Source organism: Rhizobium flavescens, assembly GCF_011319365.1.
On the sequence record NZ_WXZP01000003.1, the window covers coordinates 1 to 17,588 of the forward strand.

General features: G+C 57.1%; 30 protein-coding genes. 8 read left to right on the forward strand and 22 right to left on the reverse strand.

Going from position 1 to position 17,588, the window contains the following annotated elements:
* The 8 genes from GTU70_RS01145 to GTU70_RS00135 all read right to left on the reverse strand — a co-directional run.
* A partial coding sequence (locus tag GTU70_RS01145) for a hypothetical protein (protein WP_207105401.1) occupies window positions 1–332 on the reverse strand: 332 nt, incomplete at its 3' end.
* Between the two features lie 260 nt (window positions 333–592).
* Complete coding sequence (locus tag GTU70_RS00105) at window positions 593–1,177, reverse strand: hypothetical protein (protein ID WP_166096679.1); 585 nt, start codon at window positions 1,175–1,177, stop codon at window positions 593–595.
* A gap of 58 nt (window positions 1,178–1,235) precedes the next feature.
* On the reverse strand, window positions 1,236–2,129 hold the full coding sequence (locus tag GTU70_RS00110) for a hypothetical protein (protein WP_166096680.1): 894 nt from the start codon (window positions 2,127–2,129) through the stop codon (window positions 1,236–1,238).
* Between the two features lie 17 nt (window positions 2,130–2,146).
* Complete coding sequence (locus GTU70_RS00115; RefSeq protein WP_166096682.1) at window positions 2,147–2,983, reverse strand: protein kinase family protein; 837 nt, start codon at window positions 2,981–2,983, stop codon at window positions 2,147–2,149.
* Between the two features lie 387 nt (window positions 2,984–3,370).
* Window positions 3,371–4,423 (reverse strand): non-homologous end-joining DNA ligase, encoded by a 1,053-nt coding sequence (ligD, locus tag GTU70_RS00120; RefSeq protein WP_166096684.1) that lies wholly within the window; start codon window positions 4,421–4,423, stop codon window positions 3,371–3,373.
* A gap of 68 nt (window positions 4,424–4,491) precedes the next feature.
* Complete coding sequence (locus GTU70_RS00125) at window positions 4,492–4,947, reverse strand: terminase small subunit-like protein (protein ID WP_197738779.1); 456 nt, start codon at window positions 4,945–4,947, stop codon at window positions 4,492–4,494.
* 7 nt (window positions 4,948–4,954) lie between these two features.
* Window positions 4,955–5,287, reverse strand: coding sequence for a DUF5681 domain-containing protein (locus GTU70_RS00130; RefSeq protein ID WP_166096685.1), 333 nt, complete (start codon window positions 5,285–5,287; stop codon window positions 4,955–4,957).
* Complete coding sequence (locus tag GTU70_RS00135) at window positions 5,265–5,582, reverse strand: hypothetical protein (protein WP_235914654.1); 318 nt, start codon at window positions 5,580–5,582, stop codon at window positions 5,265–5,267. The genes GTU70_RS00130 and GTU70_RS00135 overlap by 23 nt, the downstream gene beginning before the upstream one ends.
* Window positions 5,583–5,757: 175 nt before the next feature.
* Here GTU70_RS00135 and GTU70_RS00140 point away from each other — a divergent pair, with 175 nt between their 5' ends.
* Window positions 5,758–6,000, forward strand: coding sequence for a hypothetical protein (locus GTU70_RS00140; RefSeq protein ID WP_166096686.1), 243 nt, complete (start codon window positions 5,758–5,760; stop codon window positions 5,998–6,000).
* 301 nt (window positions 6,001–6,301) lie between these two features.
* Here GTU70_RS00140 and GTU70_RS00145 read toward each other — a convergent pair whose 3' ends face one another.
* The 8 genes from GTU70_RS00145 to GTU70_RS00180 all read right to left on the reverse strand — a co-directional run bounded on the left by GTU70_RS00145 (window position 6,302) and on the right by GTU70_RS00180 (window position 9,167).
* The gene (locus GTU70_RS00145; protein ID WP_166096687.1) at window positions 6,302–6,718 is read right to left on the reverse strand and encodes a hypothetical protein; all 417 of its coding nucleotides are present in this window, start codon (window positions 6,716–6,718) and stop codon (window positions 6,302–6,304) included.
* A 102-nt stretch (window positions 6,719–6,820) separates the two neighbouring features.
* Window positions 6,821–7,069 (reverse strand): hypothetical protein, encoded by a 249-nt coding sequence (locus tag GTU70_RS00150; RefSeq protein ID WP_166096689.1) that lies wholly within the window; start codon window positions 7,067–7,069, stop codon window positions 6,821–6,823.
* A complete protein-coding gene (locus GTU70_RS00155; protein WP_166096690.1) occupies window positions 7,066–7,404 on the reverse strand; it encodes a hypothetical protein in 339 nt (112 codons plus the stop codon). The genes GTU70_RS00150 and GTU70_RS00155 overlap by 4 nt, the downstream gene beginning before the upstream one ends.
* Window positions 7,397–7,615 carry a hypothetical protein gene (locus tag GTU70_RS00160; RefSeq protein ID WP_166096691.1) on the reverse strand — a complete coding sequence of 73 codons (219 nt, stop codon included), beginning with the start codon at window positions 7,613–7,615 and terminating at the stop codon, window positions 7,397–7,399. The genes GTU70_RS00155 and GTU70_RS00160 overlap by 8 nt, the downstream gene beginning before the upstream one ends.
* Window positions 7,612–7,827, reverse strand: a complete 216-nt coding sequence (locus GTU70_RS00165; protein ID WP_166096693.1) for a hypothetical protein — start codon at window positions 7,825–7,827, stop codon at window positions 7,612–7,614. Before GTU70_RS00165 ends, GTU70_RS00160 begins: the two co-directional genes overlap by 4 nt.
* Window positions 7,824–8,144 (reverse strand): hypothetical protein, encoded by a 321-nt coding sequence (locus tag GTU70_RS00170; RefSeq protein ID WP_166096694.1) that lies wholly within the window; start codon window positions 8,142–8,144, stop codon window positions 7,824–7,826. The genes GTU70_RS00165 and GTU70_RS00170 overlap by 4 nt, the downstream gene beginning before the upstream one ends.
* A gap of 133 nt (window positions 8,145–8,277) precedes the next feature.
* A complete protein-coding gene (locus GTU70_RS00175; protein WP_166096695.1) occupies window positions 8,278–8,781 on the reverse strand; it encodes a S24 family peptidase in 504 nt (167 codons plus the stop codon).
* Window positions 8,782–8,819: 38 nt separating this feature from the next.
* Window positions 8,820–9,167 (reverse strand): hypothetical protein, encoded by a 348-nt coding sequence (locus GTU70_RS00180; protein WP_166096697.1) that lies wholly within the window; start codon window positions 9,165–9,167, stop codon window positions 8,820–8,822.
* Window positions 9,168–9,346: 179 nt separating this feature from the next.
* Here GTU70_RS00180 and GTU70_RS00185 point away from each other — a divergent pair, with 179 nt between their 5' ends.
* The 3 genes from GTU70_RS00185 (at window position 9,347) to GTU70_RS00195 (ending at window position 10,626) form a co-directional block, all read left to right on the forward strand.
* Complete coding sequence (locus GTU70_RS00185) at window positions 9,347–9,520, forward strand: hypothetical protein (RefSeq protein ID WP_235914655.1); 174 nt, start codon at window positions 9,347–9,349, stop codon at window positions 9,518–9,520.
* The gene (locus GTU70_RS00190) at window positions 9,517–9,996 is read left to right on the forward strand and encodes a hypothetical protein (RefSeq protein WP_166096700.1); all 480 of its coding nucleotides are present in this window, start codon (window positions 9,517–9,519) and stop codon (window positions 9,994–9,996) included. The genes GTU70_RS00185 and GTU70_RS00190 overlap by 4 nt, the downstream gene beginning before the upstream one ends.
* Window positions 9,997–10,257: 261 nt before the next feature.
* The gene (locus tag GTU70_RS00195; protein WP_166096701.1) at window positions 10,258–10,626 is read left to right on the forward strand and encodes a response regulator; all 369 of its coding nucleotides are present in this window, start codon (window positions 10,258–10,260) and stop codon (window positions 10,624–10,626) included.
* An 18-nt stretch (window positions 10,627–10,644) separates the two neighbouring features.
* On the opposite strand, the gene GTU70_RS00200 is transcribed toward GTU70_RS00195, so the two are convergent.
* From GTU70_RS00200 to GTU70_RS00210, 3 genes are all read right to left on the reverse strand, one after another.
* Window positions 10,645–10,917: a hypothetical protein gene (locus GTU70_RS00200; RefSeq protein WP_166096702.1), complete on the reverse strand. Its 273-nt coding sequence runs from the start codon at window positions 10,915–10,917 to the stop codon at window positions 10,645–10,647.
* A 252-nt stretch (window positions 10,918–11,169) separates the two neighbouring features.
* Complete coding sequence (locus GTU70_RS00205; protein ID WP_166096703.1) at window positions 11,170–11,466, reverse strand: hypothetical protein; 297 nt, start codon at window positions 11,464–11,466, stop codon at window positions 11,170–11,172.
* 166 nt (window positions 11,467–11,632) lie between these two features.
* The gene (locus GTU70_RS00210) at window positions 11,633–12,160 is read right to left on the reverse strand and encodes a thermonuclease family protein (protein WP_235914656.1); all 528 of its coding nucleotides are present in this window, start codon (window positions 12,158–12,160) and stop codon (window positions 11,633–11,635) included.
* 652 nt (window positions 12,161–12,812) lie between these two features.
* On the opposite strand from GTU70_RS00210, the gene GTU70_RS01190 reads away from it, so the two are divergent.
* Window positions 12,813–12,941: a hypothetical protein gene (locus GTU70_RS01190; protein ID WP_268895000.1), complete on the forward strand. Its 129-nt coding sequence runs from the start codon at window positions 12,813–12,815 to the stop codon at window positions 12,939–12,941.
* Window positions 12,942–13,071: 130 nt separating this feature from the next.
* Here GTU70_RS01190 and GTU70_RS00215 read toward each other — a convergent pair whose 3' ends face one another.
* Window positions 13,072–13,824: a DUF3800 domain-containing protein gene (locus GTU70_RS00215; RefSeq protein ID WP_166096704.1), complete on the reverse strand. Its 753-nt coding sequence runs from the start codon at window positions 13,822–13,824 to the stop codon at window positions 13,072–13,074.
* Between the two features lie 220 nt (window positions 13,825–14,044).
* Here GTU70_RS00215 and GTU70_RS01220 point away from each other — a divergent pair, with 220 nt between their 5' ends.
* A complete protein-coding gene (locus tag GTU70_RS01220; RefSeq protein ID WP_166096706.1) occupies window positions 14,045–14,275 on the forward strand; it encodes an AlpA family phage regulatory protein in 231 nt (76 codons plus the stop codon).
* A gap of 26 nt (window positions 14,276–14,301) precedes the next feature.
* Here GTU70_RS01220 and GTU70_RS00225 read toward each other — a convergent pair whose 3' ends face one another.
* A complete protein-coding gene (locus GTU70_RS00225) occupies window positions 14,302–14,592 on the reverse strand; it encodes a hypothetical protein (protein ID WP_166096707.1) in 291 nt (96 codons plus the stop codon).
* Window positions 14,592–14,924, reverse strand: a complete 333-nt coding sequence (locus GTU70_RS00230) for a hypothetical protein (protein WP_166096709.1) — start codon at window positions 14,922–14,924, stop codon at window positions 14,592–14,594. The genes GTU70_RS00225 and GTU70_RS00230 overlap by 1 nt, the downstream gene beginning before the upstream one ends.
* A 644-nt stretch (window positions 14,925–15,568) precedes the next feature.
* Between GTU70_RS00230 and GTU70_RS00235 the strand changes: the two genes are divergently transcribed.
* Window positions 15,569–16,399 (forward strand): hypothetical protein, encoded by an 831-nt coding sequence (locus GTU70_RS00235; RefSeq protein ID WP_166096710.1) that lies wholly within the window; start codon window positions 15,569–15,571, stop codon window positions 16,397–16,399.
* 749 nt (window positions 16,400–17,148) lie between these two features.
* The gene (locus tag GTU70_RS00240) at window positions 17,149–17,574 is read left to right on the forward strand and encodes a hypothetical protein (RefSeq protein WP_166096711.1); all 426 of its coding nucleotides are present in this window, start codon (window positions 17,149–17,151) and stop codon (window positions 17,572–17,574) included.
* The last annotated feature ends 14 nt before the right edge of the window (window positions 17,575–17,588 follow it).

Sequence of the window (17,588 nt, forward strand, 5' to 3'; positions counted from 1 at the left end):
CAGCCGCGTGGAGGCGGCGTCGGTGGCACAGGCGCTAACGCCGTCAACCGCTCGCCACGCCACGGCGCCGGATAGCGGAACAGGATTGTAAGGTCCGATGTCGGCATATCCGGCAAAGTCGCCAGACAGCCCGGGCAGGATGCCGCATGGCTCATGCCAGGACAATGATCACACCCGCCCACCGGCATCGCCCGGGCGGTGCCAGCCCGATGAGTTTCATGGGCGATCATCCCCATCGCCTGCTGTGCGCCGGTGTCAGAGAGCATGATCACCTGACGCGTCTGCCCGGCCAGGGCCGGCATCAAGCCGTAGCCCAACCAAGCAAGAACCATCAGAATCGAAACCCAAGCTCGCATGTCCGGAAGGTAGCTCCCAAGCCCCCAATTGCAAGCCCCTCGCCTTCCCTGCCCGCACACAATTCCGCGAACCGGCATCCATCGTTTCGATTGACGTTTCAGGCCGAAACACTGTAAAGCCGACATCAGCCTTGCTGTCGAGCAGGAAGAGTGTCCGAGTGGTTTAAGGAACCGGTCTTGAAATTCGGTTTCCGCCATCCCGGCCTGTACTGGCCAATACCGAGAACTACCGAGATTTAATGGGATTTGGCGGGCGACGGTGTTAAGCCGTCCCCGTCTTTGATCGGGTGTGCTACCGAGTTGGGTAGCAGAATGGTAGCAACCCGTTCTTCGCTTGTTCTGTTAGTGGAACTTGGCAATCCTGAGCGGCGCTGGTGCTCGCGGACTAGCGGGCCGGGAACGATCCGCAGGTTCGCATATCGCTCCCATCCTTGTCCCTTTGGCAAATGTTTATGTTGCTCTCGTAAAAGCACACATGTTTCGCCTCGCTCCAAAACAGCCGAAACCTCGTCAATCGACGACGCCTTCAAAAGCGCGTCGATTAGCTCCTTGCGACCAATGACATGTTCTAAAGCCACGCCCTTCCGCCAATCCGATTTAGGGGTGTCATAAAGCCCTAAAGCCTCGACCGACCACCAAGCGCATCCCCGGTATTTGCCTCGGAATTCATGAGCCTCAGTATAGCGCCAGACTAGTTCATTCAGTAGCTTTCGCAGCACGGTCTTTTCTACCGTGTTTCTCGGGTTGAGAGGCGAATGAAACAACAGAGCGTCGCAGGCTTTTAACACGGCTCTTCGCACTTCCGCTCGGTTATACTCCACAATCATCCTCCCCTAAGTCAGACCGAAGGGCAATAAACAGAAGGCGTAGCTCAGAAGTCTACGCAGCCTCGAGATCCAGGATATGATCGCCAATTGCTTGCACGGTCGTCATCGGCATGAAGCGAATTTCGAGCTGATCCGCTTCCGTTTCGAGCTCTTTCAGGCCGTCCATCACTTTGTCTGCCTGTTTTATCGTGAGCTGCGGGTCATCAAACGCCGGGTGCTGAGCGAGCAGTTCATGATTCCGTCGCAACAAGGCGGAGCTTTCGCGGTTCTCTGAAACTTTCAGGTCCCACATACGCCGCTTAATTGAGTCGATAGATCGCGTATATTGGGATACTGATATGACCCCGAAGTTTGCGACCACTTTGTGCCCCGAAAAATCAATGATTACCCCGTGAGCACGATTTGCCCGCCTTTGGTTGCGAATATCCGAACTGAAAGCGCTCGCGACCACTGGATTCCGTTTTTCAATGTAGCTCAGCAACAGATTGCCCAGGCGCGATTGAGCGGGCTCATCAACATTCACGGTTTGGAGGACGCTGCTCGCCGCCTCTACGACGAGCGCCGTCGAATCCTCTGCGTACAAGGACGACATGCTTCTCATCCATGCTGCCCCAATACTTTTAAGGCTTGCGCCTTCGGCGGGCTCCAATTCACCGATCCACAATCCTGATGATAGAGGACGGAAGCTCTTGAAGCCATCGCTCTCAAGCTCGTCAAAACTGTCCTCAAGATCATCAAGGCTGAGTTCGATAGCGGAAATTACCCCAACTGAAGAGTTACCATAAAAGCAGACGAGCCGGTCCAAGCGATTTGCCCTTTCCAGGTGAATACCCTGCGGTCCCAAGACAAGGACACCGACGACGAGTTGTTCATTCGACCCATTTATCGGCCGAAAATAGAGAGGAGCCCGTCGCGCGGGAATCAAGCCAGCTCTGCTAGGGAACATGCTCCGGTCAAACATAATCAAATGAGCCTCCCTAATGAGTTAGCGGTAATCCGTGGCGTGGCGTCCAGTCGGTCAACGAGAAACTGCAGAAGTGCATTTAGGTCACCAGAACTCAAAAGGCTTCGCGCAAAACTCAATTCTGCAGCGCGAGGCAGGTCCAAGGCACGCAGTTGTTCGGATAAAATGCCAACAGAAGCAGAGACGGTAGCAATTTCCTCATCGCTTAAGTTAGGAGCGACCCACAAATCCAACTTGTTCGGATAGGCTTCCGATGGCGCTAAATCAGCCGCTTCCCAAGTCGGTCCGGTAAAGCACCAGCCGTGATCAATCAACCAAATTTTGCCATCGCCGCCCAACAGAAGGTTACCGGGGTGACGATCAATGTTCGCGCTCCAGGTGTCGAATTCGTACAGCGCGCTAAGATTGTTCTTACATAGAATCTCGACAATTTTTCGAAGAGCAGCTTTTTGAAAAATTTTGTTGTTGAGCTTGGTGAAAAGATTCGGGAACCCAACGTCGCAACTGACGAAAACCAAACGCCCGCCTGCCATCTGAGGACCTTTGGTTAAAGTTAGAACGTCTGCTTCCGCTAAGCCAAGATAGCTGTCCGGCATCGCTAACCCCAGCGCCCTTCCAATCACGGCGACAAGAAGTTCGTTGGCAAGCTCCTTTGAATACAGGTCTTTTATTATGGCAAACCGTGTTTCCCCGCCTCGAGTTAGGACCTGCCCGCGAAACGTGTCATTAAAGTTTCCGGCCACTTCTTCCTTAAACGGTGTTGCGCCAGGCAATACGGTTACCGCCTCAATCGCCATCAAGCTGGCTGCCGAGGTTGTCAAGCTGTTCTGAATCATTCCTTCCCCCCGTCGACTGAACCGATAAGACCGGTTTTTCCCGCAGAAGGCGAGTCTATTAATTCCTATTACCAACCGAAGTGGCCACTGTACTATCGATTGCCCCGTCCCAAATTCTCAAGCAATTTGGCCGGGTCCGCAGCGTGCGTACCTCGCCTTCCTAGCTGATCAAGCCAGTCGTCGAGTAAACGGATGTCATAGAGCACTTTGCCTGATCTGGAACGGATAGAGCGCCCCCGATAAAAGTTGACGAAATCGTCATCGGACATGCCACAATAGGATGCCGCGGCCTGAGGCGAGATTAACCGTGGTGTTATGCCATATGCTAGGCATTCAGGCTGACGAGGTCTGCGGGCCATAACAATCGATCCATCTCGGGCGTTTCCATTAAGACAGTTCCCCCTCCGGCATCTTGAACACGGCAGCATTGTCTTGCACGTCGCGCAATCCTTTGTAAGAGGCGTGGCGGAGTTTCTGCTCATCCGTCCAGCCCCGGAATTCGATTTCCGCAATGAGCGTCGGCTGCACGAAGACGATGCCCTTGCCTTTGACATCGACGGCCGGCCGTTTCGTCTTCAGCGTGTCGAGCGTTGCGCGCAACTCCAGGGCCTCATCGGCACCGAAGCCCGTTCCGACCGATCCGACATACTGCCAGGCCGTGCCATAATAGGCGGCGAGCAACAGGCTGCCGATACCGCCATAGGCCACCGATGACGGCTCATAGCCGACAATCATAAAGCTCTCGCTCTGGACGCACTTGATCTTTAGCCAGTCGCCAGTGCGGCCCGGCGAGTACGGCCGGTGCCGGTGCTTGGCAATGATGCCTTCCAAGCCGAGAGCGCAGGCGCTGGCAAGGAATTCAGCGCCATCGGCTTCAATCTCTTCCGATAGGCGGATTTTTCCTTCGCTGCCGAACAGCGGTTCCAAGATGTGCCGGCGCTCCTGCAGGTCCATGCGCGTCAGGTCGTGGCCGTCGAAATAGAGGATATCGAAAGCGTACAGGATTGCCTCATCGGCGCTGCGTTTGCCGCCACGGCCACCGAGAGCCTTCTGCAAGGCGCTGAAGCTAGGCCGGCCTTCATCGTCAAGAACGACCGCCTCACCGTCGAGAATAGCCGTGGTGCCGATCTGGCGGGCGGCTTCTGCGATGGCCGGGAAACGCGATGTCCAATCACTGCCGCCACGGGTGAGGATGCGAACGCCATTCGGCTCGACATGGATAGCGAGGCGATAGCCATCCCATTTGACCTCGAAAGCCCATTCCGGTCCCTTGGGCGGCTTGCTCTTGAGCAACGCTAGGCATGGCTCAATGCGGTCTGGCATCGGGTCGAGGGCAAGGCGCGGCTGCCTCGGATCGCGCTTGCGAACCGGCCGGCTCTGCAATGCCTGGGTATCTGGCGACAGGAGGGGCTTCGAAGGCTTCCGGGGGCGCTTGGTCATAAGCCCCATTGCAGCAGCGAAAGCTTAAAGAAGGCCTATAAGCGCCAAACCTGTTTCCACCTGTATTATCAGGTCGTGGGCTTTGCTCCACTGAGCGAAAGATTGATGATCGGCACGAGCGGCGCACCATCAACGCCGGAATGCTCAAGCTGCTGCTTGTCGCCGTACTTCTTCGAGAGGAGTTTAGACGCCATCCATTTGCGTGTGTCCACCTGAAGCCGGCGATGCTCGATCATGTCGCCACGGGTGATTTCTTTGTTGCCGTCTTTGTCGATTTTGATCTTCTCCCCGATCAAGGGCGCGTCTGCAATGGCGAGGATTTCGTCGAAGAGCGCGTCCGCCTGAGCTTCCCTCGCGCGCGCGTATTGGTCGCGAAACGCATCGTTGCTGGAAATCCACCTCAACACGGTAGCCTTGTTCGGCATCCCGTCCTCGGCGCAAATCGTGCGGAGGCTGTTCCCATCCGCAATCCGCTCGCAGATGATGGCGGCAATGTCGCCGCTATATGCTGAAGGTCTTCCCATCGTCACCTCAATGCTTCTTGTTAGCCAGGGGGGCGAACCCAATCTGTTTGTTCAGGTCGAGGATGCGCGCCATAAGCTGGTCATCGGTCCATTCCTGATAGTTCTCGACGTTCAGATTGATGTCCTTGGGCAGGAGCGAGGCCACCACCTTCAGATATTGCTCCGGCTTGGTCTCGCGGACACGCTCAATAACTGCCCGGCCGTGATCCTGCCAATCGGCGTACATGTCAGCCAGAAAGTCCTCCCCAAGCTTGCTGCGGGCACCCTTGGGCCTGCCGGTGGGGTTTCCAGATTTGCCAGCCGGGAAGCGGCCGCGGTTATCGTCGTTGCTGTCGTGCATGGTCCAATTGATCCAGAGCTTCTTCGTGGGAAAGGTAACCGATGTTGCCGCCATGCTGGATGGAGGAGAGCTTCGGATGCACATAGGGCGCGACAGCTTTTGCCGCATCCATCCGCCTATCCATGTCAGCGTCCTCGTCTCGCATGACGCTGAGGAGGAAATTCAAAGGCGTGACGCCGCTCTCCTCAACCTCCCGCTGGCGATCAATCGTCGCCTTGTTCCGGGAGCCTGGTGGCCTTCCTGCTCGTTGTCTCTTGCCGCCGTGCATCTTGATATCCTGCCAATTCTTTTTCAAAATCGTCGGCGTTACACTATAACAAAACCGGCAAATATCCAAATCCTGCAGCCTCTTGGGGAGCCTTTGCCGAGTAGGGTTCGCCAAGCGGAAACACCTACTTGAATTGTGCTGTCGTCGGCCTGAATTATCCGGCAGCGCAAAGAGCGCGTGCTCACCTTTTGGGAGAAGGTTCATGACAAGCAAAGGCAAGCTGATCGTACTGGCAGCGTTCAACAAGAACGATGACGGGGATTTGGTGCCGGCCTTCGATCCGCGCCAGGTGGACACGGAGGAGCGAGCAAAACGCGAGGCCCGGATGATGGCCGATAAATATGCCGGCGTTGTCGCCTGGAGCCGGGAGGCCGATCCGATGATCGGAGAATATGGGCCGCCGGTTGTGCTGTTTCAGGCCGGCGAGATACCGGACCTCGAATAGAAACGCAGCCTACTTTCTGGCCGAGAGAATCAACATGTCAAAGTTGATTGAGAAGCGGCACCCGGTCCAATATGCCTCACTGCGTCGGTGTTCGTGCTTGACGCCGATGGTGAAGCCCCTGCTGCTGATACGAGGGTAACGGCAGGGGCTTTTCAGTCGCACCGGGGGGCAACGCTCCAATCAGACGTCATAGATTGCCGTCGCCACGATCCGCAGACCGCGCGACAGGAACAATAAACCTCGGGCGGCGTGAAGCAGGCCAATTGCCAGCAATAGGCGGGGATAGGGCAAGACCATCGCGCTACACGCCCATGCTGAGTGCCGCTTTCGCGCTCGACAATTCCGGCATCGAAAGGATGGTGGCCGATGCCATCGCGTGTTCGTTGACGACGCGAAGGAAGCCGGTTGCCGATGCGCCGAGCCGGCCGCGCTCGTCGATGGTGTGGGCCATGCCGGCGACGATATGCCCGAGCAGCAGGCAATGCCCATAGGTAGGATATCGCCCGATGAAGTCGAGGTATTCCTGGCCCATGCTCTCGCCCATGGCGAAATCGGCGCGGAAATTCGATCCGTCCTCGACGGCCCACCAGTCGATATGTCCGCTCTCCTGCCGGCGGCGAACGAACGACAGCGCGTCGGCGGGATGGGTGGTGGTGGCTATTGGCGTGCTGCTACCGGCGAAGCTGATACCGGCAAGAGCGTTGCTGATTTTCGGCATAGCTTCGCCGTTCGTCAAAGTTTGACGCTGCATGATGGTTCTCCAGTCCTGAAAAGGTGGTGTTCTGCGATTGCCTGGGGTGGTGCTCAACCGGGCTCAGCGTCAATCGAGGTCGCGCGACACGACGACGAAACAGGTGTTGTGGTTTATGCTGGTGTTCCAGGTGCCGCCATGGGCGGCGCGCAACAGGTCGGCAAGATATTCGGCAGCGGCCTCAATTTCCGAGACCGCGCCTTCGACAGAGCGTATGGAGGATAACAGCATCGCCATCCCCCGTTCTGTGCCGTGGACGCCCTTCCCGCCTTCTGGGGCCATATCAGGGCGCGTTTCACGTTTCGGGGCGTTCTTCATGCCGGCCGCTCCGCATCGCGCCTGATAGAGGCCAAGCGAGCCTCCAGCGCTTCGACTTCGTCACTGATCGATAGGAGGTCGGACGGGCATTGCGGCTGGTATTCCTCAACATGCTCCATGGTCTCGATGATATTCGAGAGCCGGCGCGCGTGGCCGCCGAGGAGCCAGGAAAGTCGATGGCATTCCTTTTCGCTCAGGTTGCCATCAAGCAGAATGTCAGAAGCCAGCCGCATCATTTCGACGGCGTCATATACGGCATCGGTATGGGATTTGGTTATGGTGGCGGCACCGCATTTTTCCCGCTGGCGCCCTGCCCTTTCGACTGTATCAGCCACGGCTCGACCCTCCCTCGTACATGCCAACGCTGATGAGGATGAACTCAGCCCCGGCGACGTGGTTAATACTGAATTTGAATTCCTCGCCGTGCAGTTCGTCCATCAGCCGCGCAAGGCGCCTGGCGGCAACTTCGATCTGGATCGTCAGAAGCTTTGCTGTGGCGACCTGGGAGGCGACGAGCGGGCGAACGCGTGTGCTAGGGTTGGTCATGACCGCCGCCCCTTCATTTCTTCCAGAAGTTCGCGGACAGTCGAGACCTTTGCATTCATGGCATCGGCGAGCGTTTGAGCCACGTTGCGAGCATCCCCGCTGAAGCAGCTATCGGCGGAGGCCATGTACAGGGCATCGCCCAGGTACTGGACGCTGGCCAGGATATCGTCGATGTCGTTGAGTTGTAGGACGTGGTCAGGGGCGCGGGTCATTGGATTTGCTCCCCGTAGTACGCCGCACTGTAGGCCTCTCTCAGCCTAGCGCAGCGGTTAGCGACGTCATTGAGCAGAAATCCGAATTGCTCAAACTCATGGGCCGTCAGTCGGAAAACTTTATAGTCCGTGGCATCCGATGCGATGTCCCTCACCGGGGCAAAAAGCCGGTCGTAGGCCTCCGCCGTGATATCGGTCATATGCACCAAGGCATGGATTGAACTGTCTAAGGTTCGCATCGCATCTGCGACCTGTTCATCGGTCGCTCTGATTTTCGGCATGGCTTCGCCAGCGGCCGGAACGGGGTTCGGCGTCATGGGGGTGTCCTCAAAGTTTGATTAGAGTTTGATTGCGCCTACAGTGGCGCGGGTTCGTTTTGCTGCCTCAGGGCGGAGGCGACAGCAGGGCCGCGATGGAATGACCGCGCGGCCATTTCCATGCACGGTCTCCCTATCCAGCAATCCTCAGGGGGCTGTCGAACGTCGGCTGATAGAGACCGATTACCGCGCCCACGAGCTTGCTTTCGAGGTGATCGAGGTTCAGCGGGCCTTCCGTCCAACCGCCACGCCAAGTCGGAATCGCTCCGTGGGCTCGGGCTTCTTCGGTCTGCTTCAGCCATGCATCGAATTCTTCCTTGCTGGAAGTCTTCAGAGAGCCGACATGCCAGCATGGCGTTTTCCCGTCCGGTTGCCACATCTTCGAACTATGCCGGGCCTGGCAGAGGTTGCGGCCTCCGCTATCCCAATGGATGACGTAAACGTCGCCGACGCGGGCGGTGCGGTCGGTCGTGTCGACGACAACCCATTCGCCTGCCCGTATGTAAGGCGCGCTGTAGTCATCCTTGACCAAGAAGGCGATGCATCCCGGCGGAAGTGTCTGGTAGCAGATAAGGGAGGAAGGAGCAGGCAAACGGTGGCCTGCTGCCGGAACAGCGTTCGGCATGATTGTCTCCATGTTTTCACGATTGTTATCGGCGCTCTACGGCGCGTTCGTTATGCCGCCCGCTGGAGGGCGGAAATCTGCTGCTGAAGGCGGTCGTAGCGGTCGTTGTCGAGACGCATACGGAAGGGCGTGGCTTCGATCCGCAGCACCTCCAACCGGAGCGCTTCAATCTCGCTGGCGCGCTTCTGCTCGGCGCTCTTGGCCGCTTCCTTGGCCTCCCACTTTACCGTCATCCATGCGGACTTGAGCGAGAGCGAGAAGGCCCAACGGCGGCTTGCGGCATCGCGATTTTCGCCACCGAAACGCTTGCGATAGATTTCCCAAGCCAGACGCATGACTGCGGCGCGGTCGAATTTGGGCATGCCTTCGGCGGTTGCCGGAACGGTGAGGTTCGACATGGTGACTTCATCCACTTGCGTTAACTGATGCTTAGAGTATTATCTGATACTCAGAGCATCGTCAATACCTCAGGTATCATATTAGGGAATTGTTTATGATTACCAGCGAGCAAGTGCGCGCAGCTCGGTCCCTCCTCCGTTGGGAGCAAAAAGACCTCGCAACACATTCTGGGGTGTCGTTGCCCTCTATAAAACGCCTCGAAACACAGCCGGGAGACCTGGCGGCACAGGAACGAACGGTGGACGCATTGAAATCTGCTCTTGAGGCGGCCGGCGTCGTCTTCCTCGAAAGCGGCGTGCTGGTCGACGGCGGCCCTGGTGTTCGCTTGGCGAAGAAGGCTGACGACGAATGACGGGCGACGCGCCTTTCGACCTTCCGCCATTCGAACCCCTCGACAGGCCCTTGCATCTGACAAAAGCTCAAGGTGCCGCTCGGCAAACGTACTTCGCCCTGGGTGCTCTCCATGCCGGGGATTACGATGCGGCGATAACGCTGGCGGGCGCTGCGGAAGGGATGCTGCCGGGCGATCCTGACATCGAGGTTACGACACAGCTTTTGAAGAACCCGACCCAAGAGGTGCCGCCGCCCTACAAATGGACGGAGATAGTCAACCTCGAACGAAACTGGCTGAAGCATCAGACGGACGTTGAAAAGATTCCTGCCGAGATAACGTTTGACTTAGACACTGCATCGTTCGCCGTCTTCCGGGCAACTCGCAAGCTGCCGCTCGAATACATCACGATTGAGATGGTTGCCTTCGACGAATGGTATCGGAAACGAGTTGCCGGTCAGATTGCAGCCCGCGGCACCGACAAGGCCAATGGATGATCCAGCGCCCTACCCGCTGCTTTGATTTCCGTTGATTGTTTTTCAAACGCGCCCTGAAAACTCAGGGTTCCGGTGGCCATCCCGACGATATCGGATTGCCTCGTTGGCCGAACTCCCCCGATATCTTCGGGCCAGTTCAGTGAAGGCGAAAATCTTCGACAGCCTCAGGAACTAAACGCCAGTGACGCGGTTCCGACTATAGGGCCCTCTCAGACTACCGGGAACCAGCCTTTTCTCCGTTTTGATCGAAGGGAAAATCCGGTGGGGAATAAGATTGTGGTCCTGGTCGTCGAGGACGATGTTTTTCAACGTTTGCTTGCGGTAGACCTCGTTGAAGCCGCGGGCTTCACAGCTTTAGAAGCAAAAAGCGGGGATGAAGCTCTGCAGGTCTTGGAGAACAGAGCCGATATCTCAATCCTGTTCACGGATGTCAGGATGCCCGGCAACACGAATGGCTTGCAACTGGCGCGGTTTGTCAGCGAACGATATCCTTGCGTGCAAATCATCATTGTCTCAGGAGACGCATCACCAGCAGATGCTCCCATGCCATTGGGGAGCGCCTTTTTCGCCAAGCCCTACCGCGATGAACAGATCACGCGCACACTGAACCGCTTCGCGACCTTGCACTAGCTCCGGCAACCCAGCCGATTAGGAGCGGTCGAGCGTCACTTTCAGCCGATCAATTGCGTTGTAGAAGCTTTCGACATCTTCTGATGTTAGGACCATTTCGTACCGGTGCCGGAGGATGACGCGCGCCGCGTCTTCGACTTCCGTCATCACCTCGCGCGCGGCCGGTGAAAGCAGCTTGTGCTCGAACAGTAGGTGCCTTAGCTGGCGGACATTGGCCTCGAACGAAGCGGCATTTTTTTCCAGGTCTACTTTGCCACGAGACAATTGCCCCAAGATAAAGCCGATTGGCATTCTTAACTCCCAAGCCTTCCGCCGAGAACTTTGCGGCGCTCAGGATTGTCCTCAATTGCGGGGTCGACGCAAGACGATTTTAGTGGGGGTTTGGTAGCGGTGCACAATGCTGAAAAGCGGACGATACGTTTTGAAAACGAGACGCCCGCTTTCCGGTTGTCTTGATCAACTGAGGAACTTTGGGACACCTAATGAACTGCGCGACTGTCCATTTGCGATGGCGCTAGCTAAGAGCCCATCCGGTGCACCTCATCAGTTTTTGGTCAGCGGGATTGTGCACCTGACGTTTGTGAGGCCCTGTATTGCATACTTGTGAAATCGTGTCGCCAAGCCATGGCACAACTTAAACTGAGTTGCGCCATGATGACGCTGAAGCGTTTGCGCAAGCTCGCTCTGCTTGATCGTACTGCCTTCAACCTTGGCAATAAGGAATGCAGCGTAACCGGCGAACTGCGGCGAGGATTTGTTAAATCCCGCGTCGCTCAAAGTGCGCTCGATTGCGTGAAGTTGTTCGCTGTTGATGTAGGTTTTGGAATTCTCGGAAGACATGATGTCCTCCTTTCACTTGGGGCCAGGGCCAACACGACCCTCCCCAGCAGCGCCCGAAAAGATGGCTGCTGAAGCGCGCAACATGGACTGCCTTTGAACAGATAGCAAGGGGCGTTATCTTAGAGAAAAAAGCGATAGCCGTAAGAAGGTAACCGCAGGCGGCTTTCTAAGGGGCCGTTCGAGGGCAAGCCAAGGCGACATCTTCTCCCCGGGCGGCTGAGGCACACGGCAATGAAAATTGGCCTTGCCAAACGCCAAGTTGCCTGCTTTTCGCCGATTGCTGCTCTGCCGTAAAGCGCCCGGCCTCACCCCTCTGCCAATCCACGGCCCAGCCCATGGCAACCATCCATCCGTTTACACTGCTTCCGTCCGAACGAAGGCAGTTGGCGAGGGATCGGTCATACCGATCACGCCCGACGACATCGCAGGTGGTGGGATCGGATTCGGACAGATAGAGGTCCAGCGCATAGGCCGCTTCTTCACCGCAGGGATAGTCGCCTCCGCTTCGTCCTCTGCATTGCTGCGCGCTTTCAGGCGCGATGATGCCGTCCAGCCTGAGCTTTGTGCCATCGATTTCGATTGTGTTACCATCGAGGACCGAGGCGCGGCCGGAGATTTGCTCGCCGGCAAGCGCGGGCGCGGCGGCAAGCAACGCTCCAGCAAGCAGCATTGCAGCGGTGGTTTTTGTACTCACTTGATTTGCCCAGGGTTATGGCAGAGCCGATCCTGATGGATCTCCACTGGCCGTTTATGCGTGTAGCGGGGCAGTTGATGGTCAAGTCCTACAGACTTAGCAGTGTGACCAGAAGAAGCCACAGTCGCACGAACCCGGCCAACAAAAAAGGCCGGGCGAAACCGCACCGACCTTCCTCATCATCGCTTACCTACTCGTGCCAGTACATCCGTGGACAAAAGCGTGAAGCAGCGCGGCGATTGCGAGCGGCGAATTGATTTCAGTGCTCATCAGCAATGCCGATTGTGGATGTGTATTCGGCGATTGTGTTCAGAAGAAGTTCGCCGCGGTGCCTTTGCTGGTGGCTTCCCCAATTTGCAAGCAAGGAAGCCGGGCCGTCGCCTCTGAATTTGGAAATAGGAGGCGGCGGCTTTTGCATTGTCGGTAGGCCAGACCCTCCGAGAAGCTGCGCGCGTGGCGCAAACCGGCGATAGGATCGCTCGCGCGGGCCGTGAGAGCGAGGAGAACGCCGCTCGCACGGTCCATCCCTGCGAGACAAGGCCGCGCCGCCGGTCGAAACCTCTCATTCCCTCGCGAGGGCATGCCGCTAAACTCTTGCCGTTCGGCAAAGTTTTCTCGCGCAAGCCAGCGCCGTTTCGGGATTTCTCGTTAGATGAGCTTGTTCGGAGAAGTGCGAAATCGCGAAATAGTGATGTTCGGCCTGACACTCGGTATCGGCGCGGATGCTGCTTGGTCGCCGACAGGGCGACAGGATTGGGTGGTCTCCACAGGACCATTCTAATGACTTTCGCATAAAGTTTAGAAAACCATTCCGCTTGACAACGTGGGAATCAGCGCTGCCAAGTGCTATATAAACCATGCGCTCGGGAGCCTGACATCTATGGCGTCTAGGCTACGGCCTAGCCCGGCGTCTATTTTCTTACCAAAGAGTTATTGAAGCGGTCTCGAGGGTGATGAACCACCCCGTGGCCCTGAATCGTTCCGTCAGACTTTTTCCTGAACCGAGGCTTCAGGATTGTTGCCAACTCAGCATCTTTCGTTGAGTAAGCACGGTGTATGGCGCCGGCCACGAAATCAGCCAGCTGTATTCCGACGGAATGACAAGAGTCCTGCAAAAACAAGCCCTCTAGAAAATTACCATACATCGACACTGCTTTGCTCTTCTTTGCTAGAAGCGCTTCATGGTGAGCTCGAAACAGTCGGTCGCTATCACGCCCGCGGTGGTCAGCGATAACAATTCCAAGACTCTTTTGATCTTGTAGGAAGTATTGGAACCTCTCGGTCAATGGCTTGTACGCGAAGTGGTATAATTCCTGCTGATTTGTGACCGACGCGTAATCGAAGGCAGCCTGGATATCCGTCACGCATGAAATTATCGTTAGCGGGCTGTCGCTGATAAGCCGCGCAAATTCCAAGCTCAAAGCTTTCCTCTCTTGAACATTTTTCCCAAGCATCGGGTTTTCAGCTGAGGAATTGTGGGGAGAAAAAAAGCGCCACTTCAGCTCTCCAAACAGCTTGTGCCTGGTGCAGAATCCTCTGACTGCGTTGGAAATGCCATGCCAGTCGGCGTCTTTGATTATCACGGCGCCAAGCGTAAAGTAAGGATGCCTTTCGTCTGGTTTCGAAGGCGGCGTTCCGCTCTCGTCAATGAAACACAGGTGCATCAAAAGCCCCCAATTTTCGTGTCTATAGGAAATCACTGGCATTTTCCCGCATACCTGATGACTTACTTACGATCTAGCATGATCTTCAGCGTCCGTATCATTCCTTCAAATTGTCAGAGCAGGAGTTGGCGTCACATTGCTTCGCTTGAATATTAGTTCATAGCTAACGGGCTACCCTCCGCTTCGTGCCGAAGACCGGCGAGCTAACGGAGTTTACGATATGGCTGGAATTATCGATACGAGCAAAGCTGACCGCTTGCTCCGCCTCAAAGACGTGATGGTTCGCACATCGCTTGGAAGCTCGACGATCTATCGTTACATGGACGCGGGCACCTTCCCGCGACCTCGTCAGCTTGGTCCAGCGTGCGTCAGATGGCTTGAGTCTGAGGTTGATAGGTGGATTATCAACCTGCCGGCTACAGGTATCCGAGCCTGTGGTACGAGCGCATAATCGGTGGTCAATTGGACCTGGGCAATTTATGCCGCGATATCGCGCACCGTTGGTTGGCCCACAACAGCGGCTAGATGCACGGCGCGGTTCTGCGGACGCTCATGCGGGGCTTTGATCCGACCAAGCCTGACAGCCTCCGCATGACCGTCTATGAGGCATCCAAGGCGATAGAAGCCCTTGCGCGCCGTCGGCCGGATAAAGCCCTCTTCGACAAGCAAACGGAACTGGTGGAGCGAAACGTGGATTGCCTTGGCGGCGTCATCGGTGCCGACGATCCAGTCCCGCAGGCATTTCTTCCCAGCGCGATAGACGGCCATTAGGCGGCCATCCGCGGCATGTTCGAAGACTTCACCAGCCGGCACCAAGCGCGGTGTACCTCGTCCTGCTTTTCGGTGGGCAGCTTCTTGAACTGCTTCAGCGTCATCCCAAGCCCGAAGGCAAGGATTGCAAGATGCTGGTTAGGGCCTCTGATTACCCGGATCCTCGAATGCTGCCACATGTTCGGCAGGCGGTAGGTTCCGATATCCTCGATTTCGATTTCCTTGAGCATGGGGTGCCTCGCAATCAAACCGATGGTGGAACGACTATTCGCAATTATCGAACAATCTTTCACTACCATCGATTTATCGCTGAACAATCGTTTCGGCAAGCCTCGCGCGCGCGCCCGCGCGTACTGGTCCGAAAATATCCTCGGACCTGAAGTTTTCTAAGTTCGCCCCGGCCTGTTTCCACCCTGTAACAACAGGGGCAAATGACAGCATTTGACAGCATACCGCCCTTGTTATGGGCCTCGGTGCCGAACCGGCCCGCTTCCCTTTTTGAAGGCGGGTAGCGCCGTGTTTCCGCGGTGTATTATCAGGAAAGCGGCGTTCCGTTCTGGCGGCCTTTCGCGCGTGTGCGCGTACTGGTCGCAAAATTCAAATCGGCGCGCATCGGCTCGATGAGAAAGCGGCCGGCGCCTTAGCATTCCTTAGCATGCTTCCCGCCTTTTTACGGCGTACGGAAACTCAGCGGGACTTGTCTTCGATCCCCACAAACCACGTCCGCGAGGTCTGGTTTTGTCAGGCCCTAAAAGGGGTCGGATTTCGAAATCGGCTTTCCCGTATTTTCCCCGTATTTACGGGAAAACGCCCAGCTCAACAATCGCATGAAAAGGAGCGCCCAACTCCATAGGAAAGCTCTCTGTTCCAGATCGAGAGTGACCGCCTTGAATGGACCGGATTCGCCGTTTCCCGTATACTCCGGCTCGTCAACCAGGGCCGACATGATGTCGGTGGAAACAGGGAGGATCACATGCCCTATTCGACATATGGCGGCCCCTATAGTGGTGGGCCGCGTGGTGCAAGCGAAGGGTTCGGAGATCGGTTCAACAATTCCTTCAGAACCGACAACGTCGTCAACCCCGGCATCTCGGACATGGAGAAATATGCGAACTTGTCATCGATGCAGCGCGCCCAATATGCCGCTGCCGTCGAGAGAGCCAATCAGGCGGCATTGGCTGCGGCGCGGGGGATTTCCATTACTCCCGGCACGACAGTGAATGACCTGAACCAGCAAGGCTACGATCTGATCGGCGGCGTCATCGGTACAGCCCCTCCTGGCTATGCCGTGAACATGGCTCCACCAACGGCAACGTCCTATGCTCCGACCGCCGCGCCTTCTCCCGCACAAACAGCAATCGGCAATCAAATGGCCGGTCACCCCGGCGTCTCGTACAACGGTCCTGCGGCTCCATCTTATGGTCCGAACGCTGGCGGCAACGTCGGTCTTTCGCCTGCAGAGCTGAACGCGCGCGATACTACGTCGCCATCGTTCAACGGTCGTGTGAGCCCGAAGGCGGGAGCTGTGTTCGGCGGGTTGCTAGGGACTGCTTTAGCTGGCCCTATCGGCGGCATCCTTGGCGCGCTCGCCGGTAACCGGATTGCTGGCCGCGGTATGCCGGCCGGCGGCACCGGTGGCCCTCTTGGCGGACTGCTCGGAATGATCGGCGGCTCTCGCGGTGACGGTCTCGGCGGCGCTGGTCCCGGCGGTAGAGATAGCAACTCGGGCGGCCGGTCGAGCGGCAGCGCCGGAAGCTCTGGCGGAGGCATGGGCGGCGGCCGGGAGCGAGGACGAAGGGGTTGACCGATCGGTATTCAGGGTGTCGGTTAAAGCGACACCCTTCCTCTCCTCCATACCGGGCCTTACCCCGCCTGAGAATTCGAAGCGCTGTCCGGGCGGCCTACCCTACCCTTGGCCGCGCGTTCTCGTCAGCCCGCCTCTATTGCTTGGCGGGAGCCGGAAAGCTTCGACCGAAATCGCCAACGCGACCTCAACATTTCTCAACATCACCGCGGCATCCGCATACCGTTTGAAGATTATACAGATCGACGCCGGATTGCTTACTTCTGCTTGCCCGGCCGGAGCGAACGCCCTGCCATTTTCGGCCTGCTGAGGCGCAAGAAGGTCTGACCGGCATTGTATCAGGCGAAAGCCCTTCGTCGCGCTCAGAGGCCGTTCTAGGCCCGCGCAAATGGCATAGGCGGTCCGGTCTCTCGCAAAACCCTTCTCGGCTGTTTCCCGGCTGTATTATCAGACAATGCTGTTTGTAATCGGGGACGATTATCAACGCCACGTCGAGAACCGCCGAACCGGGAATTTTCCGGTTCGAGATTGCCCACGTCATTGCCCGGAGCATGGCAGTATTTCGGCATTATTAAACGCCAGCGAGCGAACCTCGGGATGCCGGCCCACCCGATTGAATATCGCCATGCGGTGGGGCGCCAATTGTATAGCCCGACCGGGCTTTACCCGAATGCCTTACTGGCGCGCCCATCGCCTTCAAGGTTAGCGTGTTCCCCTGCTTGCGACCCGCGCAACCATGGAGGAGGCCTATGGAGTTCAACGAAAAGACGCTCAAGGCGCTGGCGTTATCCAAGATCAATCGGAAGAAGCCCTACCGTCCCGTAAAGGTCGTGCCACATGATCCGCGGCGAAACCCGCTGTTGACGAAAGAGATAACCGGCTGGTTCGGCACCGAAGGCGCCATTCTGGGAAGAATGCCGGAAGAATTGGAGCGGGTGCTTGGCTTTCAGGTGGGCTACCTCGCGCATGGCTTCGACGTGTTCACCTTCACGCGGGACATCGAGGCGACCGACTTCGACCTGTTGGGAGCCTATACCCACCTGCCCGGCGGCAAGGAGTGGGACGGAAAGGATTTGAAATGGCCTCCTGGCCTCGGGGTGCCTCAATGGAAGCTCAAGACCAATGTTCCGTGCCAGTTCCTCGCGACGGTGCCGAGAGGCTCGGTCTACCGTTAGGCATTTACCGAGGC

Bases quoted from the DNA above. Each gene is read 5' to 3' on its own strand.
- GTU70_RS00215 (WP_166096704.1), bottom strand. From the start codon at position 13,824: ATGCACCTGTGTTTCATTGACGAGAGCGGAACGCCGCCTTCGAAACCA.
- GTU70_RS00170 (WP_166096694.1), bottom strand. From the start codon at position 8,144: ATGACGCCGAACCCCGTTCCGGCCGCTGGCGAAGCCATGCCGAAAATC.
- GTU70_RS00110 (WP_166096680.1), bottom strand. From the start codon at position 2,129: ATGTTCCCTAGCAGAGCTGGCTTGATTCCCGCGCGACGGGCTCCTCTC.
- GTU70_RS00240 (WP_166096711.1), top strand. From the start codon at position 17,149: ATGGAGTTCAACGAAAAGACGCTCAAGGCGCTGGCGTTATCCAAGATC.
- GTU70_RS00125 (WP_197738779.1), bottom strand. From the start codon at position 4,947: ATGGGAAGACCTTCAGCATATAGCGGCGACATTGCCGCCATCATCTGC.
- GTU70_RS00190 (WP_166096700.1), top strand. From the start codon at position 9,517: ATGACGGGCGACGCGCCTTTCGACCTTCCGCCATTCGAACCCCTCGAC.
- GTU70_RS00205 (WP_166096703.1), bottom strand. From the start codon at position 11,466: ATGTCTTCCGAGAATTCCAAAACCTACATCAACAGCGAACAACTTCAC.
- GTU70_RS01190 (WP_268895000.1), top strand. From the start codon at position 12,813: ATGAGCTTGTTCGGAGAAGTGCGAAATCGCGAAATAGTGATGTTCGGC.
- GTU70_RS00165 (WP_166096693.1), bottom strand. From the start codon at position 7,827: ATGACCCGCGCCCCTGACCACGTCCTACAACTCAACGACATCGACGAT.
- GTU70_RS00130 (WP_166096685.1), bottom strand. From the start codon at position 5,287: ATGCACGACAGCAACGACGATAACCGCGGCCGCTTCCCGGCTGGCAAA.
- GTU70_RS00140 (WP_166096686.1), top strand. From the start codon at position 5,758: ATGACAAGCAAAGGCAAGCTGATCGTACTGGCAGCGTTCAACAAGAAC.
- GTU70_RS00115 (WP_166096682.1), bottom strand. From the start codon at position 2,983: ATGATTCAGAACAGCTTGACAACCTCGGCAGCCAGCTTGATGGCGATT.
- GTU70_RS00235 (WP_166096710.1), top strand. From the start codon at position 15,569: ATGCCCTATTCGACATATGGCGGCCCCTATAGTGGTGGGCCGCGTGGT.
- ligD (WP_166096684.1), bottom strand. From the start codon at position 4,423: ATGACCAAGCGCCCCCGGAAGCCTTCGAAGCCCCTCCTGTCGCCAGAT.
- GTU70_RS01220 (WP_166096706.1), top strand. From the start codon at position 14,045: ATGGCTGGAATTATCGATACGAGCAAAGCTGACCGCTTGCTCCGCCTC.
- GTU70_RS00160 (WP_166096691.1), bottom strand. From the start codon at position 7,615: ATGACCAACCCTAGCACACGCGTTCGCCCGCTCGTCGCCTCCCAGGTC.
- GTU70_RS00180 (WP_166096697.1), bottom strand. From the start codon at position 9,167: ATGTCGAACCTCACCGTTCCGGCAACCGCCGAAGGCATGCCCAAATTC.
- GTU70_RS00225 (WP_166096707.1), bottom strand. From the start codon at position 14,592: ATGGCCGTCTATCGCGCTGGGAAGAAATGCCTGCGGGACTGGATCGTC.
- GTU70_RS00200 (WP_166096702.1), bottom strand. From the start codon at position 10,917: ATGCCAATCGGCTTTATCTTGGGGCAATTGTCTCGTGGCAAAGTAGAC.
- GTU70_RS00150 (WP_166096689.1), bottom strand. From the start codon at position 7,069: ATGAAGAACGCCCCGAAACGTGAAACGCGCCCTGATATGGCCCCAGAA.
- GTU70_RS00145 (WP_166096687.1), bottom strand. From the start codon at position 6,718: ATGCCGAAAATCAGCAACGCTCTTGCCGGTATCAGCTTCGCCGGTAGC.
- GTU70_RS00175 (WP_166096695.1), bottom strand. From the start codon at position 8,781: ATGGAGACAATCATGCCGAACGCTGTTCCGGCAGCAGGCCACCGTTTG.